We start from the raw sequence: 17,739 nt of genomic DNA, 5'->3' as shown, positions 1-17,739 counted from the left end.
AACTATTTTTACACTCTGATGATATAATATTTCCGCTGTTTTTGCAACATTTTGCTCTCTCCTGCCCGTTCGCTGCCGTTTTGCTGTTTCTTTTTTTCACAGATCACAAGGATGAGTGCCAGCATTCCTCCCATCAGGCTGCACCAACTGCCAGCCGTCCGTCCGGGCGCATGGTACACAAGAACAATTTTGTGCTCGCCTGATGGGATTTTTGCGCCGAGAAATGCCGTGTTTGCGCGGAACAGCAGTGTTTCTTTCCCATCCACTTTCAGCACAAAATTTTCATCGTATGGAATGCTGGTGATGAGGTATCCGTCTCTTTCCGCGGAAACCACGCCTGTGATGCCGTCGCCGCCGTATGTTGCTGTTGTTCCGCCAATCAGGGTAACCGCCTGACTGTACAGCTGCTCCGTTTTTTCCAACGGCTGTGCCATACCAGTCCATGTCTCAAAATTTTTCAGGATATAATGGCCTTTTCCCATCCGAATGAATACGGTTCCATCTTCTTTCATCGTTACAAGATAGTTAAACTGTGTATTCCCATTGGCATACGTATGGTTGATGCCGGTCAGGCGGTTGGTCTGGCCGTTGATGCGGATAAACATATCATGACTCGCTTTCTGATTCTCCACCTCGAAAGAAACGGCGAGCAGCGTTGCTCCCTCTGCGGCACCCGGCAGCGTTGCTGAGACGGTCACGGATTTTTTCGTCTCAATCTCATATCCGTCCGCTGTCTTCTGAATGCGCAGATCTTCCTGATCGGTCTCTGGAATTTCAAGGTTTACTTTCTGAAAACAACTGTGAAACAGGGGTCCTACAGAACCATTCTTTGTATCTGAATCTGCAGCGGCTCTGAAATTATCCACAGATTCCGCCGATTTTTCCTGATCCGTGATTGCCGCTGTTGTCTTCCGCATTTCCTGATCCGGGATCACGGCTGCCGTCTCCAGTATTTCCTGGTTCTGCGGATAAGGTAACGATTTGTATTCCGTCTCGGAAACCACCTGGTCTGTCACGTAGGCAACCGGCGCTGCGGATATGGCACGATAAACCTGAAAGTCCCCGTAATCCCGGTACAGTTCATACCCTTCCGGCCGTGTTTCTGCCAGAATGTACTTCACGCCCATGAGCTGCCAGAACAGCGGATCATCGGAAACCGTCTGCATCATGCGGTTGCGGAAGGCTTCATTAATCCCATACGTCTCGTCCCGGAATTTCTTATATTCTGCATTGTATGCCGAGGAATAAATCGTCGAAACATTCTGCCCAATATCCCATATCCGGTTGACGTTCGCAAGGTTCTGTCCGCCGTCTCCATACTGCTCCATACGGTACCAGCCGGGATCCTCCGCACGGATCTCGCGGATTGCCGCTGCAATCTTGCTGTCCGTCAGAGCTTCATACGTTTTGCGCGGGATCATCACATGCTTTTCCTGATTGATTGCTTTTCCGGCAAATGCAAGAATCACAGCACTAAAGACGAGCGGTAGAAACGGAAGCTCTCTGCCCCGCAGCTGTTTTTTTGCCGGAAACCACCGCCATGCCAGATAGCACGCAGTCACACAGATCACATCCAGTATGCCGAGATGCCAGTATGGTTCAAAGTATGTCTCTTGCTTTGCATTCCACATCAGAATCAGAACTATGAGGTACGGAAACAATTCTCGCAGCTCTGTCATGACTTTGCGCTTAAAATTCCCGGTGCTTCGATTTTTTCCACACTCCCGCTTCCGGACAAGCTGGTTTTCCACATAAAGCCCGACTTCTGCACAGAGGACCGGAAGAAACGGGATGAATACTTTATCTTTGCTGTACAGGCCACCGTTCAGCAGATAGCCGAACAGGGGAATACAAAAGAATACCAGCAAAAGGAAGGACAACAGTTTCTCACGCAACCGGCTCTTTCCGATCACTCTGCCCAAAAGCGCCACCCCCGCAAATGCGGAGAGGCCAATGCCATACGGCGTGTAGCAGAGACGCAGGATCAGAAACTGCGGTTTCCACATCGCCGGATCGGTAAAAAGTCCTGCAATGCCGCCCGCTGCGGTGCCGCGTCCGCCCTCGCCGCTGCCGCCGAACAAGGCGGCAGCCGATGGGATCAGCAGAATACCGGAAAGAAGGATTCCTGCGAGGACCGGAAGCGCAAAGCGGATTGCTGCGCCAAAAAAGCTCCGCAAACCCGCCAAAGCTTCGACTGTTCCTGAAGATTTTTCACCTGCCATCTGCTTTTTCTCTGCCCCGGCCTTTTGATTCCGCGACACTTTTCGATTCTCCTGTTCCGCTTCATACGCAGCATTTTCTGTACCGCATTTCAAATACTCCGTCACCGCATACGCCGTGAGCGCAAGCAGCCCGCCGACAGAAAAATAAAAGCTGGTCAGAATCATCCCAAGAACGGAAAGAATCAGAAGACCGCTCTTTCTCTTCTGAAAATGGCGATCCACGCCCAGCAGAGCCAGCAGCAGAAACGGCATATAATTGACAAACATAAGCTGATTATAGGAATGATATAGAAGTGCGGTAGAACACGTAAAGAAAAGTGATGTAAAAAGACAGTTGCCGTAATGCAGACCCTTTTTGCTGATCCATTGATAAAAAAGCACTGCATCCGCCGCATACAGCAGCGCGGAGGAACCCATCACCCACAGGTCCATCGGGATGAACGGGAAAAGGTAGGATAACAGCATGGTCGGACTCAGCAGTCCGTAGTAGGCAAAATGGTAAATATTCTGACCTCCTCCCAGATTCCATGCGAAATCCGGGAAGAGGTTTCCGGTCGCGTAAAACCGCTTTCGGAAGTAATCGGCAAGGGTGCTGTGCTGGCTGATCCAGTCAATCGAGGAGCCGAATACGCCGTATTGCAGGACGAACAGCCGGCACAAAAGCAAAGAAAAGAAAAACAGACCAGCCGCCGTAAAATCCTTTCCGGTAAGACCTTCCAAGAAGCCGTTCCGCCGTCCTTTCGGCTGGCCTTTCTTTTTCCGTGATTTTCCCGGCTCTCTTATTTCCTTTAAGATTTCCTTTTTCATGCCCGGATTTCTCCTCTTTCAGACGCATGGCGTTTGTCGGCATACTCTGGAAAATACACGTTTTTCTTTTCTGCCGTATGGGTATCTTTTCTTCTCTTTGCAGCACTCTCCTGCTTTTTCACCGGCTGCACACTGTGCATCTTGACCGTCTCTTCACTCGTCTCCTTTAAGAGATAGATCGGACGGTGCTTTGTTTCAAGATATGTCTTGGAAAGATAAATGCCTACAATGCCCGTGCAGAAAAGCTGTACACCGCTCACCAGAAAAAGGATGCATGCCATCGACGGCCAGCCCGCAACGGGATCGCCAAACAGCAGCGTTCTTCCGATGATGAACACGATCAGAATCATAGAAATCAGGAAAAAAAGCACGCCCATGACAGATGCAAGTGACAGCGGGGCTACGGAAAAGCCTGTGATGCCGTCGACCGAGTACGCGAGGAGCTTTCGAAGCGGCCACTTCGACGTCCCGGCGCAGCGGTCCTCGTGCTCAAATTCCAGCCATTCTGTGTGAAAACCGACCCATCCGAAAATCCCTTTGGAAAAGCGGTTGTACTCACTCATTTCCAGCACGGCATCCACCATTTTGCGGCTCATCAGACGGTAGTCCCGTGCACCGCTTACAATCTCTGTTCTGGAAAGGCGGTTGATCACACCGTAGAAGGCATTTGATAAGAAGGATTTGATTTTTCCCTCGCCCTCCCGCGAACTGCGGCGTGCCGCTACACAGTCACAAGTGCCGCTCTGCAGCATCGCGTACATTTTCGGAAGAAGGGACGGCGGATCCTGAAGGTCGACATCCATCACCGTTACGTAATCACCTTTAGCCGCCTGCAGTCCGGCGTACATGGCTGCCTCTTTTCCGAAATTTCTCGAAAACGAGAGGTAACGGCAACGCATATCCTTCTGCGCAAGCCGGCGCATCTCAAACAGACTGTGATCCCTTGAGCCGTCGTCAACAAAGATCAGCTCGAACTGAACCTTCTGCTGTTCTTCCATCTCATTCATCTGACGTACCATCGTCTCGTAGTAAACCGGAATTGCTTCCTCTTCGTTGTAGCATGGTATGATAATACTGATTGTCTCCATTTTTTTCCTCCCGGGGATTACATACTCTCTCAGAATCCTTCTTCAGATCCTTCCTGCTGCAATCCCGCTTCTGTCTCATTCTTATGCAAGTCAGGTTTTTGTGGCTGTTTCTCCCGCTGCAGAATCCTCGCCTGCCTCCGGGAAACGCAGGATGACTTTAAACAGATCGCCGTCTGCCGCAAGCTCCATGCGGCCGCCCATGTTGGCCGTGTAGCTTGATGCAATCGCAAGGCCAAGGCCGTGCCCCTCGCTCGTCCGTGATTCGTCGCCGCGCACAAAGCGTTCCATCATTTCCTCCGCTTCAAAATTCATCTCATAGGCGGAAATGTTTTTCATCGTCACGAAAATCTCCCCGTTTTCCTTCCCTGCGTCAATGTAAACTCTCGTTCCGCCCAGGCTGTATTTCAGGATATTTTCCACAAGATTCTGTATCACGCGGTACATTTTCCCATTATCCCCAAGGAACGGCAGTGGCTCATCTCCGAGCGCCGTGCGAAACGACAGATTGCTCTGCGCAATCGCATCGTCCATATCGGCGAGGGTCTGCTCGATCAACCGTTTCATATCCATTTTTTCCATCTGGAATTTTTCGGTTCCGCTTGTCGATTTGGAGAGCTCGAAGAGGCTTTGGATCATCTCCTTTAGCTGTTCCTGTTTCACAGAAATCACTTCGACGTAATCCTGTGCCGCCGGTGTCAGATCCTCTTTTTTCAGAAGATCCGTATAGCCGACCATCGAGGTGAGCGGTGTTTTCAGATCGTGCGATACATTGGTAATCAGGTCAATTTTGAGACGCTCCGCCTGCATCTGTTTTTCTACGCTCTTCTGCATAGCGCTCTCAATATTTTCCAGCTCTGCAAATGCCGGATACAGCAGAGATTTTTCGGATATTTCATGGATCCGACTTTCCATGCTGCCTTCTGCCATCGTATGGATCTGTTCCATCAAAAGGCCCATCTCCCGGTTCAGGCGACTGCGGTATGTTTTCCAGGCAAACAGAATTAAAATCAGCGTGGTCAGCCCAAGAAGAATGACAAACAGTACCTCGCCATCCATTCCGTTTATCAGTCCGGTGATCATGGTAATCACGATTAGAAGTTCCGCAATCAGTGCCACACGGAACGGCCATTTACTCTGACCGGCAAGCTGCCGTTCCAGGCTGGTCCGATCTCTGTAACGCTTCCTTTCTCTGCAAAAAAAGGACATTTCTCTCAGTTGTTTCTTTTCATAGCGACAGACAAGAATGCCGGCACTGAGAAGGAAAACGCCACAGATTCCAAAAAACAGAAGACCTGTCTGCACACACTCTATTACAGTACCCCATTCGGCAACAATGCGGTATCTGGCATAACTGTGCCGGAGCGGCTGAAGCCATTCGAAAAAAGCAAATCCTCCGACAAGAACCAGAAGCTCATTTGGCACCTTTTCGGATTTTTTCAGAAACAGCTGCTCTTTCTCTGCTTCCGCAGCGGCTCTTGCCTCAAACTGCATCTGCCGGGATTTTTCTATTTCATTTGTCTCGGACTTATCTGCGGCTGCCCCTTCGCTGCTTTTTGCTGTTTTTCCCGCTTTTTCCGGTTCGCTACCGGCAAAAGCAGTCATTTTCGAGTTCCCGGTATTTTTTCGGAATTTCCATACCAGATACAAGGCTGCGGCTATGCCCAAAACGCCGACTACCGTCACTCCGATGCCGATTCCCCATTCGATGCTGCGCCACATTCCCCATTCGAATTCACTGGCCCATTTCCGCAGAAGCTTTCCGCACAAAATCAGTACCATAGAAAGATCGAGAAGCATCCACAGCAGGATGCGTTTTTCAGTTTCCGTTAATTTTTTCAATTTTGTATCCAATTCCCCACACCACCTTTAAATATTTTGGATTTTTCGGCGCAATTTCTATTTTCTCACGAATGCGCCGGATATGAACCATGACGGTATTTTCTACGCTGTAAGCATCCTCCTGCCAGACCTGGCTGTAGATTTCTTCGGCTGAAAATACGTAGCCGGGATGCTCCATCAGAAGCTCCATGATTTTGTACTCGGTTGCAGTCAGGCGGACGGATTCGCCGTCCACCAGGAGTTCTTTGGTGTTTCGGTTCAGCAGCAGACCGCCGTTTTTCAGGATATCCTGGCTTTGCGTGGTTCCGTTTGCGGCGCCTAAGGAAAAGTAACGGCGGAGCTGGGATTTGACACGGGCCATGAGTTCGGCGGTGTTGTATGGTTTTGTTACGTAATCATCGGCGCCCATCGAAAGTCCGATGACTTTGTCGCTCTCTTCGGTTTTCGCGGAGAGCATGATAATCGGAATGTTGTTTTTTTCTCTTATTTTCATCAGGGCGGAAAGGCCGTTCATTTTGGGCATCATGACATCGAGCAGAATCAGATGGATCTGTTCTGTCATGAGGATGTCGAGCGCCTCCATGCCGTTGTAGGCTTTTTTTACCTTGTAGCCTTCCAGTTCTAATAGTTTGCCGAGAGACCTTACGATTTCCCGGTCGTCGTCTACGACTAATATGTTGTATTGGTTCATCTTGTTTTTCCCCTCTTGGTTCTATGGTGTTTATCATAGCAGAGAAAACGGAGATTATTTGGATAAAAAACTGACATTTTTCTTAAAATGTAATCCCCCATTACGTTTTCCTGCTTTTTTTACAAAAAAAACACTGATTGGTAGAGTTGTAAGCTGGTGTAAAAAATAAAAACAAACGCATATAAATTAGTAAAAATGCCTGCCATAGCACCTGAAAATGTGGAAAAAGATAAAAAAAGTCAATATAAGTGGACAAAATACACAATATCAAACGGGGATTTTATTTGATATGATGTAAATATCACAAATAATCAAAGAAAATGCGTAATAAAAACGCACAAAACAACGGAAAGGATGGGGAGTATGGCGAAGGAAAAAATGAAAAAGAAAAAAGGAGAGAAAATTACCCCTGCAATCTTGTGGAAACAGCGTTGGCTGCTTGTGATGTCAGTACCATTTGTAATCTGGCTGATTATCTTCAAGTACATTCCGCTGTGGGGATGGACCATGGCATTTCAGGAGGTAAAACCTGCGACATTTGCACTTCCGATCTGGGAGAGAACCTGGGTTGGATTTCAAAATTTTACAGATGCATTCAAAGACCGTTTGTTCACACAGACATTAATCAACACATTGGGAGTAAGCTTCCTTGACATCGCGGTTGGAACGATCGCAGCAATCGCATTTGCGGTTCTTCTGAACGAGATGTTCTTTATGAAGTTCAAAAAAGTAACGCAGACCATTTCTTATCTGCCGCACTTTGTATCCTGGGTTATCATTGCAAGTATTGCAAAGAATATTTTCAACGACGGCGGTGTTGTTGACAGTATCTTCGGCAAGAACCTGCACCTGATGAGTTCCAACTCACCGCTTATCTGGGTAACCATTATCCTGATTAACTGCTGGAAAGAGGTTGGCTGGAACGCAATTATTTATCTGTCCGCCATGGCAGGTATTGATCCTGGTCTTTACGAGGCCGCTGATATGGACGGTGCAAGCCGTCTGCAGAAGATCTGGCACATCACTCTGCCGGGTATCCGACCGACCATCATTGTACTGCTGATTATGAGCATCGGTGGCGCCCTGAACGTAGGTATGGAGCGTCAGATGCTTCTTAGTAACCCGCTGGTTGAGGATCACACGATGGTACTTTCCTGGTTCTCTTATAAGAGAGGTATCGGAAACAGCAACTACGGTCTTGGTACCGCAATCGGTGTATTCCAGTCTGCAGTCAGCGTTACCCTGCTGCTGATCGCCAATAAGATTGCCGGTCTGGTAGGCGAAGATAAACTTATGTAGGAGGACGCGAATATGAACAAGAAAGCAAAAAAATTTGACTACGTACTGGCGGTAATCTTCGTATTCCTCGTCATCATCACCATTTATCCGTTCCTGAACGTACTGGCGATTTCGTTCAACGATTCTACGGATACCATTAAGAATGTAAACTTCATCATTCCGAGAAAGTTTACATTAAGCAACTATAAATATGTATTTAAAGACGGCGGCATTGCAATGCCGGCTGTGATTTCTGTAGCAAGAACCATCATCGGAACAATCGTAGGTATTGTATGTACCTCGATGGTTGCTTACACATTAAGCCGCAGAGACTTCGTACTCCGCAAACCATTTCAGCTTCTGTTCGTTGTTACCATGTATGTCGGTGGCGGAATGATTCCGGAATACCTTCTGATTATCCGTACCTTAAAGCTGGGCAATAACTTCATGGTATACATTCTGCCTGGTCTGATGTGGGTTTATAATATGATTCTGGTCCGCTCTTATATCGACGGACTGCCGATGGCTCTGCAGGAGGCAGCAAAGCTCGACGGAGCAAACGATTTTCAGATCTGGTATAAAGTCGTTATGCCGCTTTGCAAACCGGTTATCGCAACCGTAGGTCTGTACTATGCAGTAGGACAGTGGAACTCCTTCATGGATACTTACCTGTATGCGAAAAAACTCCCGACTCTGCAGTACAAACTGTATGAGATTATGAACCAGGCGACCATGAAAATGGACGTTCATGCAGGAACCAATGTACAGACGGCCGTAACACCAATGTCCGTACGTATGGCCGTAACGATTGTAGCAACTGTGCCGATCGTTATTGTATATCCGTTCCTTCAGAAATACTTTATCGGCGGTATGACACTTGGTTCTGTTAAAGACTGATAAAAAGCAGTATTAAAAAATTTTCAGAAAAAGATGATGTTTATTCCTGCCAGGCGAAAGAAAGAGTGCAGGATGACATAAACCATTTTAAGGAGGGCTTTTATGAAAAGAAAAGTAGTATCACTCATGTTAGTATCTGCTATGGTGGCCGGAATGCTCGCAGGATGCGGTTCCGACAGTGGCAGCAGCAAGGGAGGGTCCAGCACAGAGACTGGATCAGCGGCAGAGGCAAGTTCTTCAGGCGAGACAGCAGATGATGCAGATGACAAATCTCCGATTACCTTTGAGTATTTTAACGCTGATGGTAAAAACGGCAACTGGGATAACCCGGTAGCAAAAGCAATCACAGAGGCAACAGGCGTTACACTGGATGTTTCCTATCCGGTAGCATCCCAGGGTGATGCAAAAGAAGATATTGCGCTGATGATCGCAAATGATGAGTATCCGGACATGATTTATGCAAAAGGCTCAGCAACGGATTTGTATCAGGCAGGCGCGCTGATTGATATGACAGACCTGATTGAAAAATATGGTCCAAACATCAAAAAAATGTACGGAGCAGAGATGGAAAAACTGAAATGGAGCCAGGATGATCCTGGAATCTATCAGCTTTCCTACGCAGGTGTAAACCAGAAAACCCTGACAACAGGCGGAAGCTGCCAGATTCAGTGGGCTGCATTAAAAGAGAACGATTATAAATATCCGAAGACACTGGATGAGTATGAAAAAATGATCAAGAGCTATCTTGCAGCACATCCAAAAACAGAAGATGGTCTGGATATGATCGGTATCACCATGAGTGCTTCTGACTGGCACTGGATGATTACCCTTGGAAACCCGGCAGGACTGATCGCTGATGCATCCCCGGATAATGGACAGTGGATCATTGACGACGAGTACAACGTACATTACAAACATGTAACAGATGAAGAGAAAGAATACTTCAAATGGCTGTGCCGTATGTACAACGAAGGTATCCTGGATCCGAACTTTGCAACGCAGACAGATGATGACTATATTGCAAAAGTTGCCAGCGGCCGTGTTGTTGCCATCACCGATGCTGAGTGGCATTACAGCCAGTGCGAAGCTACTCTGGTAGCAGACGGAAAAGTAGATCAGACTTATGTTGGACTTCCTGTAACCTTAAGAGAAGATCAGGTAGAAAAAGCCCTTCTGTATCAGGGAACTACCGTTGGCTGGGGTATTGGAATTACCAAGAGCTGTGAAGATCCGGTTCGTGCCATCAAATTCCTTGACTATCTGTGCTCCGATGAAGGACAGATCCTGTATCACTGGGGTATTGAAGGCGAGAACTACTTCCTCGATGATAACGGACAGCCATATCGTACCGATGAAGAAGTTGCAAAAGCTCAGTCTGATCCGGATTATGCAAAGAATACCGGTATTGACAACTACACTGGATTCCCGATCTACGGAACAGGTTCCTACTCTGAAGACGGATTCCCATATACTCCAACTACCAAAGAGTCTGTTATTGCAAACTACAATACAGCAGAAAAAGAAGGATGCGAAGCGATGGGATTTGAGATGCTGACCGACATGTTTGCACAGCCGGAAGAGTTCGATCTTCTTCCATACTCTGCACTGTGGGCATATCAGCAGCCACAGGAACTTGCTGAGAAACAGACAATTCTGGACGAAATTGCTTGGCCGGGACTTGTTAAATGCGTAACTGGTACCGAAGATGAGTTTGATGGAAACTGGGAGAGCATGGTACAGGAGCTGACAGACAATGGTCTGGCAGATGCAGAAGAAGCTATGACAGAGTTCCTTGCTACCAAACTTGTTGATGTAGAGTAAGTAAAGCAAAAACATAAGGTTTTGCCGTTGAACGGAAGGCGGCACAAAAACATGGTCTGATATTATTAAATGTCAGGCCATGTTTTTAAATACAGCGACAGTAATGGGAAATGTGAAACATTGTAAAAAGATAACAGTATATGGAAAATCTGCAAACAATTTCATGAGACAAAATAATCGGGAGGTTTTTGGAAAATGACAGAAAAGAAGGAGTTTCAGGTAAACAAAAACACACCGTTCTGGGATGCATCACTGACGGATCAGGAAAGAATCGACTGGCTGTTAAAAGAAATGACGGTCGAAGAAAAACTGGGATACCTCGCCAGCTCTTCCCCGGATCTGCCGCGCCTTGGCATTCCGGGTGTCTCTGTGGGCGGTGAGGCGGCACACGGCGTTGAGGGCAGAAACGATCAGAACGGTCTTGGAAAACCGGATGTGACAACATCCTTCCCACAGCCGATCGGTATGAGTGCATCCTGGGATCCGGAGCTGATCAGACAGGCCGGTGAAATAACAGGAACCGAGGCGCGCGTCGTATGGCACCGCCATCAGGGCCATGGACTCAGCAGATGGGCTCCGACCGTTGATCTTGAGCGCGATCCGAGATGGGGAAGAAACGAAGAAGGTTACGGAGAGGATCCTGTGCTGACCGGAAAAATGGCCGGTGCTTATATCCGGGGAATGCAGGGCGATGATCCGAAGTATCTGCGCTGTGCAGCGACCTTAAAGCATTTCTATGGAAACAACACGGAGGTCGGCCGCGGATGGAAAAATTCTTCCATTGACCCGCGGAACAAATATGAGCTGTATCTGGAGCCATTCCGCAGATGTATTGAGGATGGCGGCGCAGAGGGCATTATGACGGCATATAACAAGATCAACGGAACGATCGGTATCCTGAATCCGGAAGTGACCGATATTCTGAAAAAACAGTACGGTCTCCGTCACGTTGTCAGCGACGGCGGTGCGATGGGACTTGTCGTGAATCTGCATCACTATTTCGGACAGCATGCGGAGACGATCGCAACGGCGCTGAAAGCCGGTGTGGATGCCATGTCTGACGATCCGCGTATGGTAGAGCAGGCGGCACGCGAGGCATATGAGCTTGGCATTCTGAAAGAAGAGGATATGGACCGCTCTATTCGCTGTATGATGGAGACGAAGCTTCGTCTCGGCGTTTATGATCGGGAAAATCTGAATCCGTATGACCGTGTGACCGAGGACGATATCGATTCCCCGAAGGCACGTGAAATCTGTAAAGAGCTGAGCCGCGAATCGATCGTACTTCTGAAAAATGAGAACGGAGCGCTGCCACTTGACAAAGCCCTGAAAGCAGAAGATATTGCCATTGTCGGACCGCTTGGTGGTGCATGGTATCAGGACTGGTACGGCGGAACGGCACCATACCGCACAACCTTCCTGCAGGGGATGGAAGTACTGAAGCAGGAGAACATTACATTCGCGGATGGTCTGGATCGCGTTGTTTTCCGCTGTGATGGAAAAGGTCTTGCCGTAGCAGAAGACGGAACACTTCAGATGGCAGATGAGCCAGATGTGTTTATCAAGGAATACTGGGGTGAGGGAAGCTATACGTTCAAGAGTGTCCGTACCGGAAAATACCTCAGCGCAAGACTCTCAGAGTCGCAGGGAGAAAAGCCGAAAATGGGACAGATTGCGGCAGACCGGGAGGAAGCCTTCGACTGGTTCGTGATGGAGATTTTCCACGTGGAGCCACAGGAGGATGGCAGCGTTGTGCTGACCAACCGTTTCCATTACCCGGTTTATAAGGATGCAGAGGGATTTTTCTCCTTTGAGCAGACGGAGGGAATTCCGATTACGATGGAGGTTGTCGAAAACGGAATTGAAAAAGCAGTTGCTGCAGTCCGGGGCAAAAAGCAGGTTTTACTTGCGCTCGGCTGTAACTCCGTGATCAATGCGAAAGAGGAGATCGACCGCAACACACTGGAGCTGCCAGAGGAGCAGGAGATGCTGCTTGACCGGATCACAGAGGTCAATCCGAATACCGTTCTGGTGCTGTTTACGAATTATCCGTACACACTTCAGAAAGCGATGGAAAAACTGCCGGCGATCATCATGTCTGCAACGGGAAGCCAGGATATGGGAAGCGCAATGGCAGAGGCTGTGCTTGGAATCTATGCACCGGCCGGCCGTCTGAATATGACCTGGTATGAGAGTATCGATCAGCTGCCGGACATTGATGATTACGACATCATCAAAGGAAAAAGAACGTACCGCTATTTCGACGGGAAGGAATTGTATCCATTCGGCTATGGCCTGACGTATACCACATTTGCGTATGAGAACTATAAGATTTCCTTAAAAGATGACCGTCTGCTGCAGATCTCTCTCGATGTGAGAAATACGGGCGCTACCGCAAGCGACGAGGTCGTCCAGATCTACGGTTCCGCTCTGGAATCCTGCGTAAAGAAACCAATCTGCCAGCTGCTTGATTTTGTCCGTGTGAAAAACATTGCCCCGGGCGAGACGAGACACATCGCACTGGAAATCCCGGTGGAGGAGCTTCGCTTCTACGATGTCATCAGCCGCAGACTGATGGTAGAAGAAGGAACGTATGAAATCTATGCGGGCGCATCCTGCAAGGATAAAGCCGTTTCCGCAGAAATCTTTATTCCGGGCGGAAAAAGGGGAGTACGCGATCTGAGTGCATTTACCGCGGCAGACCACTACGATGATTACGAGAACATGTATCTGACGGAAGGCCACTTCAATTTCAAGGCAGTCCGCGTGCAGGATGAGACGAAAGAAGGTGTTCTCGTTTACCGTGACTGTGATCTTTCCGATGCTACTGTTCTGGCACTTCATGTGAAGAGTGAACGTGGCGGCAGTGTGGAAGCCTTTGTGGACGGTATTTCGATGGGAAGCTTTACCGGTGACACAAGAACCTGCGAGTTACGCAGCGCTCCGAAACTGGACCGTTATGCGGAGGACGAAGTAAAAGAGCGCAATCGGTACCGTGAGCCGGTTTATGAGGATATCGAAATTTCCCTCGCAGACAGACCGCAGACGGATGGCGCATCTGAGATCCGTCTCGTCCTGACGGGAGATATGCGGATCTGCTATCTGCGTGTGCTGCAAAATAAGAGCACAGGAAAAATTCATATGGGTGTAGCAAACTAACCAGATCATGTATTGTCTGAAAAAAGTATTGACAAATTGTGTGAATATGAATAAAATATTCCTGTAAAAACAAAATACGGAGATCTTCAGGGCAGGGTGTGATTCCCTACTGGCGGTATAGTCCGCGACCCGCTGCGATATCAAACAGCGGCTGACTCGGTGCAACTCCGGGACCAACAGTTAAAGTCTGGATGAAAGAAGATGAAATAAAATTTATTTGCATGGAAATATTTTTGGTGCCCTGAATTCAAGAAAAGGAATTCAGGGCACTTTTTTTCGCGGGCAACGAGCCAAAGTCCGTGCTTGCACGAGACCTTGGCGACTGCCGCGAAAACGAGTTCAAATTCGTGGAGCGTATTTGGACTCGTTACTTCCGGCAGAACCGGTCAAGATCTCCAGAAAAAAAAGGAGAAATACAGTTATGAATGCACAGACAACAGCAAAACAGACATCAAAGATGTCGCAAATCGGAAAAACCCGTTACATGGTACAGGTGGCAATGCTCGGCGCCGCCGCAGTCGTATTGATGTTTTTTGACATCCCGCTTCCGTTTGCCCCGAGTTTCTACAAGATTGATTTAAGCGAAGTTCCGGTGCTGATCGGAGCCTTTGCGATGGGACCTCTTGCCGGAGCTGCGATTGAGCTGATTAAGATTCTGCTGAACCTTGTTATGAAAGGAAGTACCACCGCAGGTGTTGGTGAAGTAGCAAACTTCCTGATCGGCTGCGCGTATGTTATGCCGGCCGCATGGATCTACAAAACACAGAAAACAAAGAAAAATGCCATGATCGGTATGGCAGTCGGAACTGTATTTCTGGCAGCAGCCGGCGGTCTTCTGAACGCTTTTGTACTGCTTCCGGCTTATGCAGCAGCCTTTGGAATGCCGATGGATGCCCTTGTGGGAATGGGATCCGCAGTCAACAAAGCAATTACAAGCCTTCCGACCTTTGTTCTGTTTGCCGTTGTACCGTTTAATATCATCAAAGGTGTTGTGGTATCACTGGTAACCATGCTTCTGTACAAGCACATCAGCAGACTGCTGAAGGGTGAGGCGATGAATTAGTTCATCATTTCCGAAATCATTTTTGTAAACGGAGAATCCAATAAATACATTGTAGAGAGACGGACAAAATGCAGAGAGAAATCCTCTGTTTTTTGTCCGTCTTTTAAAATTTTCGGGGAATGGCGGCAATGGATTGCCCACACAGGTCTTTTAGTAGTACAATGAAGCATAATCGATAAAAGAAAATACACAGCGAAATTGGAAAGGAGCGCAAAAAAAAGAGATCCGCACATTGGCTGAAATCTCTTTTCTATCACATTTTAATATTGTTATTATGTCTCGAAACTGTTAAGCGCTTTCCAGATGTTCCATCACTTGAACGCCCCATTTAAAAAGGGCGGTTCGCATGGCGAAGGTCAGGACTGCGGTAAGCAGAATCATCATGCTCGTGGTGATGTGGATGTTGAGGTGAAGTTTTCCGTACAGCAGGTAGCCGGCTCCGATCAGGATTGCGCCGACGGTGAGGTCGATGAGAACGGAGATCAGGGAGCGGTTGTTGGATTTTATGGCGGCGGTTTCGTTTTCCCAGTTTAATTTCGGAAATGCAAGGTCAAAAAGGAGCTGTTCATAGTTGACGAACAGGGTAAATAAAACCGTGATCGCCGTGGTGTAAAGAAGGGTCGCCGGGTGCAGACCGAAGACGACAGCAATTATGTTGAAGACCAGAGCGTACGGCAAGGTGCCAAGGAGACTGATCAGGATGCCGCTTACCAGCATGGCACGGATCTGGTCGTGATAGCTCATCGGAATGCATTTCATGTAAATGTATTCGCTGCCTTTTCGGGACATCGCTGTGGCGGAGATCACGCAGAACATGGACATCATGACGGCGATTCCGGCGGCGGTAAGGACGGCAACTGCGACGGGCAGTTCCCCTTTCAGGAGGCGGAATATAGTGCCATCGGCGACAAGCCGGGTCCAAAGGCCGGTGGTTTTAGCCATGCCAAGGCTGGAAATGATTGAAATGAGGGCAATACCAAGCATGAAGACCGGCCAGATGAGAGGCATCAGAACACAATTCATGAACCAGGCCGGTGTGCGGTACAGTTTTTTCCATTCAATCATCGCGTAGGTGCGGACCGGATTTTTGCTTTTGACGGTTCGGGTCACTTCTTCTTTGGATAAAATGCGTTTTTCGCTGGTGGTCTCGCTCATGCCGAGGACAGCCGGAAGGTAGATTTTCCAGGCGAGGGCGAAAAAGACAGCAAGGATGACGGCGGTTGTAGCGATGTAGAGTATCATTTTGAGAAAGGATGCATCTGCAAGGCTTCCGGTCATCAGGGGCAGGTTCGGAAAAATGGTCCGGAAGGCGCGCAGAGTGCCCTTCTGGCTTTCCATCAGGTTCATGATATCCTGCATTTCAAAATTTCCGATACTGCGCGAAAATACGTTGATGCCGATCGCAAAAATCAGGGATGCGGCGAATCCGAGGTAGCTTAAGAAATCCTTGTTTCGGATATTTTTGAAAAGACGCATCACGAGCATCGTCAAAACTGCGGCGTAAACGAGCGGCACAACCGGGAAAATAAGGCAGGCGAGGATCATATTGATCCAGTAAAAAATGCCCATTTTGGCGCTGATCCCGTACCCTAACAGAAACGGAAAGAACAGCAGTACAATAAGATAGTATTCGTTCAGCAGACAGCAGAAGCCTTTCGCACCGACAATCTGCGCCGGGGTAAACGGCAGCGGCAAAAGCTTTACGAGGTCAGAGTCCATGTAATACTCGCTCAGAAACAGCGGCAGGCCATAGAAGAAAATGACCATCATGCCAATGGCACAGACGAACTCGATCAGCAGGGTTTCCAGCCCGAGCGGCTGCAGGAAGGTATAGCCGGAATATCCCAGAAGAAACAGTAAGACCGACACGGGAAGGAGGCAGACACCAAGCAGAAGGTATACAACGATACGTCCTCCGTCCGAAAATGCTTTCTTTTTTCCGCTCTTCTGATTGCTTTTTCCTGGTCCGCTTTTCAGAAGGAAACGGGTGAGAATCCATAAGTTACGCATGTTCGGTGATCTCCAGAAAGATATTTTCAAGTGTCTGATCCGGATAGGCCGCTTTTAATTCTTCCAGAGTACCCAGGTATACCTGGCGGCCGTGATGGATGATGGCGATGCGGTCGCAGAGTTTTTCCGCTACTTCCAGCACATGGGTGGAAAACAGCACGGCGTTTCCGGCATCGGCGTGTTCACGCATCATCTGTTTGAGCTCGTGCGCGGAGCGCGGGTCAAGGCCGGTCAGCGGCTCATCGAGAATCCAGACCGGCGGCTTGTGGATCAGTGCGCCCATCACCATGATTTTCTGACGCATGCCATGCGAGTAGCTCATGATACGGCTCGAAAGGTTCTCTTCCATCTCAAAGCGTTTTGCGGTTTCTTCGATAAAACGCTGACGCTCTTCCGTTCCGACACCGTAGATATCTGCCATAAAATTCAGATATTCAATTCCCCTGACGCGAAGAAACGCATCCGGGTCGTCGGGCACAAAACCGAACTGGCGCTTGGCTTCGAGCGGATCCTTCTGGATATCTTTTCCATTGATTTCAATCGTTCCCTCGGACGGTGCCAGGATGCCGGTGATCATTTTTAATGTTGTCGTTTTCCCGGCTCCGTTTGGGCCGATAAATCCGGTGATCTTTCCATCTTCGATATCCCAGGAAAGATCATCGACGGCTTTTTTGCTTCCATCGCCGTAAATTTTGCTGACGTGGTTCAGACGAATCATGTTTTATTCCCCCTCTTTTTTTCTTGTAAAACGAAACTGTGATTCTCTTGCTTCGTTTCTAAAAACAGACTGCCCTTTTCTCACTCCGAAAGCTCTTATCCTTCCCTGCGCAGGAAAAGGAGTCAGGCAGATCTTCGCAATCCGCT

At 48.4% G+C, this 17,739-nt stretch carries 11 protein-coding genes and 1 riboswitch; of the genes, 5 read left to right on the top strand and 6 right to left on the bottom strand.

The window, feature by feature from the left end:
* Window positions 1-8: 8 nt before the first annotated feature.
* The 4 genes from DXB83_RS04825 to DXB83_RS04810 form a co-directional block, all read right to left on the bottom strand.
* Entirely contained in the window at window positions 9-3,029 is a 3,021-nt protein-coding gene (locus DXB83_RS04825) for a YfhO family protein (protein ID WP_117761454.1), read from the bottom strand.
* Window positions 3,026-4,117 (bottom strand): glycosyltransferase family 2 protein, encoded by a 1,092-nt coding sequence (locus DXB83_RS04820; RefSeq protein ID WP_118697325.1) that lies wholly within the window; start codon window positions 4,115-4,117, stop codon window positions 3,026-3,028. Before DXB83_RS04820 ends, DXB83_RS04825 begins: the two co-directional genes overlap by 4 nt.
* A gap of 90 nt (window positions 4,118-4,207) precedes the next feature.
* Complete coding sequence (locus DXB83_RS04815; RefSeq protein ID WP_118697324.1) at window positions 4,208-5,968, bottom strand: sensor histidine kinase; 1,761 nt, start codon at window positions 5,966-5,968, stop codon at window positions 4,208-4,210.
* On the bottom strand, window positions 5,934-6,647 hold the full coding sequence (locus tag DXB83_RS04810) for a response regulator transcription factor (RefSeq protein ID WP_118697323.1): 714 nt from the start codon (window positions 6,645-6,647) through the stop codon (window positions 5,934-5,936). The genes DXB83_RS04815 and DXB83_RS04810 overlap by 35 nt, the downstream gene beginning before the upstream one ends.
* Before the next feature lie 363 nt (window positions 6,648-7,010).
* Here DXB83_RS04810 and DXB83_RS04805 point away from each other — a divergent pair, with 363 nt between their 5' ends.
* The 5 genes from DXB83_RS04805 (at window position 7,011) to DXB83_RS04785 (ending at window position 14,865) form a co-directional block, all read left to right on the top strand.
* On the top strand, window positions 7,011-7,946 hold the full coding sequence (locus DXB83_RS04805; protein WP_226906422.1) for an ABC transporter permease: 936 nt from the start codon (window positions 7,011-7,013) through the stop codon (window positions 7,944-7,946).
* A 12-nt stretch (window positions 7,947-7,958) separates the two neighbouring features.
* Window positions 7,959-8,822: a carbohydrate ABC transporter permease gene (locus DXB83_RS04800; protein ID WP_117812981.1), complete on the top strand. Its 864-nt coding sequence runs from the start codon at window positions 7,959-7,961 to the stop codon at window positions 8,820-8,822.
* A 102-nt stretch (window positions 8,823-8,924) separates the two neighbouring features.
* Window positions 8,925-10,643 carry an extracellular solute-binding protein gene (locus DXB83_RS04795; RefSeq protein ID WP_117510367.1) on the top strand — a complete coding sequence of 573 codons (1,719 nt, stop codon included), beginning with the start codon at window positions 8,925-8,927 and terminating at the stop codon, window positions 10,641-10,643.
* A gap of 195 nt (window positions 10,644-10,838) precedes the next feature.
* Entirely contained in the window at window positions 10,839-13,802 is a 2,964-nt protein-coding gene (locus DXB83_RS04790) for a glycoside hydrolase family 3 C-terminal domain-containing protein (RefSeq protein ID WP_117510368.1), read from the top strand.
* A gap of 78 nt (window positions 13,803-13,880) precedes the next feature.
* Window positions 13,881-14,009: riboswitch (FMN riboswitch) on the top strand.
* 214 nt (window positions 14,010-14,223) lie between these two features.
* Complete coding sequence (locus DXB83_RS04785) at window positions 14,224-14,865, top strand: ECF transporter S component (RefSeq protein WP_022461231.1); 642 nt, start codon at window positions 14,224-14,226, stop codon at window positions 14,863-14,865.
* A gap of 288 nt (window positions 14,866-15,153) precedes the next feature.
* On the opposite strand, the gene DXB83_RS04775 is transcribed toward DXB83_RS04785, so the two are convergent.
* Together DXB83_RS04775 and DXB83_RS04770 are read right to left on the bottom strand one after the other, a co-directional pair.
* The gene (locus tag DXB83_RS04775) at window positions 15,154-16,875 is read right to left on the bottom strand and encodes a putative ABC transporter permease subunit (protein ID WP_117510369.1); all 1,722 of its coding nucleotides are present in this window, start codon (window positions 16,873-16,875) and stop codon (window positions 15,154-15,156) included.
* The gene (locus DXB83_RS04770; RefSeq protein WP_055221955.1) at window positions 16,868-17,593 is read right to left on the bottom strand and encodes an ABC transporter ATP-binding protein; all 726 of its coding nucleotides are present in this window, start codon (window positions 17,591-17,593) and stop codon (window positions 16,868-16,870) included. The genes DXB83_RS04775 and DXB83_RS04770 overlap by 8 nt, the downstream gene beginning before the upstream one ends.
* Window positions 17,594-17,739: the final 146 nt, after the last annotated feature.

Source organism: Blautia sp. OM06-15AC, assembly GCF_003481425.1.
In the GTDB taxonomy this organism is placed as follows: Bacteria; Bacillota; Clostridia; order Lachnospirales; family Lachnospiraceae; genus Fusicatenibacter; species Fusicatenibacter saccharivorans.
Note: the sequence above shows the minus strand (reverse complement) of the source record. Positions and strands in the feature narration are given on the sequence as shown.

What these genes read in the sequence shown, in the direction of transcription:
- DXB83_RS04825 (WP_117761454.1), bottom strand. Translation starts at nt 3,029, where the DNA reads ATGAAAAAGGAAATCTTAAAGGAAATAAGAGAGCCGGGAAAATCACGG.
- DXB83_RS04820 (WP_118697325.1), bottom strand. Translation starts at nt 4,117, where the DNA reads ATGGAGACAATCAGTATTATCATACCATGCTACAACGAAGAGGAAGCA.
- DXB83_RS04800 (WP_117812981.1), top strand. Translation starts at nt 7,959, where the DNA reads ATGAACAAGAAAGCAAAAAAATTTGACTACGTACTGGCGGTAATCTTC.
- DXB83_RS04810 (WP_118697323.1), bottom strand. Translation starts at nt 6,647, where the DNA reads ATGAACCAATACAACATATTAGTCGTAGACGACGACCGGGAAATCGTA.
- DXB83_RS04805 (WP_226906422.1), top strand. Translation starts at nt 7,011, where the DNA reads ATGGCGAAGGAAAAAATGAAAAAGAAAAAAGGAGAGAAAATTACCCCT.
- DXB83_RS04795 (WP_117510367.1), top strand. Translation starts at nt 8,925, where the DNA reads ATGAAAAGAAAAGTAGTATCACTCATGTTAGTATCTGCTATGGTGGCC.
- DXB83_RS04775 (WP_117510369.1), bottom strand. Translation starts at nt 16,875, where the DNA reads ATGCGTAACTTATGGATTCTCACCCGTTTCCTTCTGAAAAGCGGACCA.
- DXB83_RS04770 (WP_055221955.1), bottom strand. Translation starts at nt 17,593, where the DNA reads ATGATTCGTCTGAACCACGTCAGCAAAATTTACGGCGATGGAAGCAAA.
- DXB83_RS04790 (WP_117510368.1), top strand. Translation starts at nt 10,839, where the DNA reads ATGACAGAAAAGAAGGAGTTTCAGGTAAACAAAAACACACCGTTCTGG.
- DXB83_RS04785 (WP_022461231.1), top strand. Translation starts at nt 14,224, where the DNA reads ATGAATGCACAGACAACAGCAAAACAGACATCAAAGATGTCGCAAATC.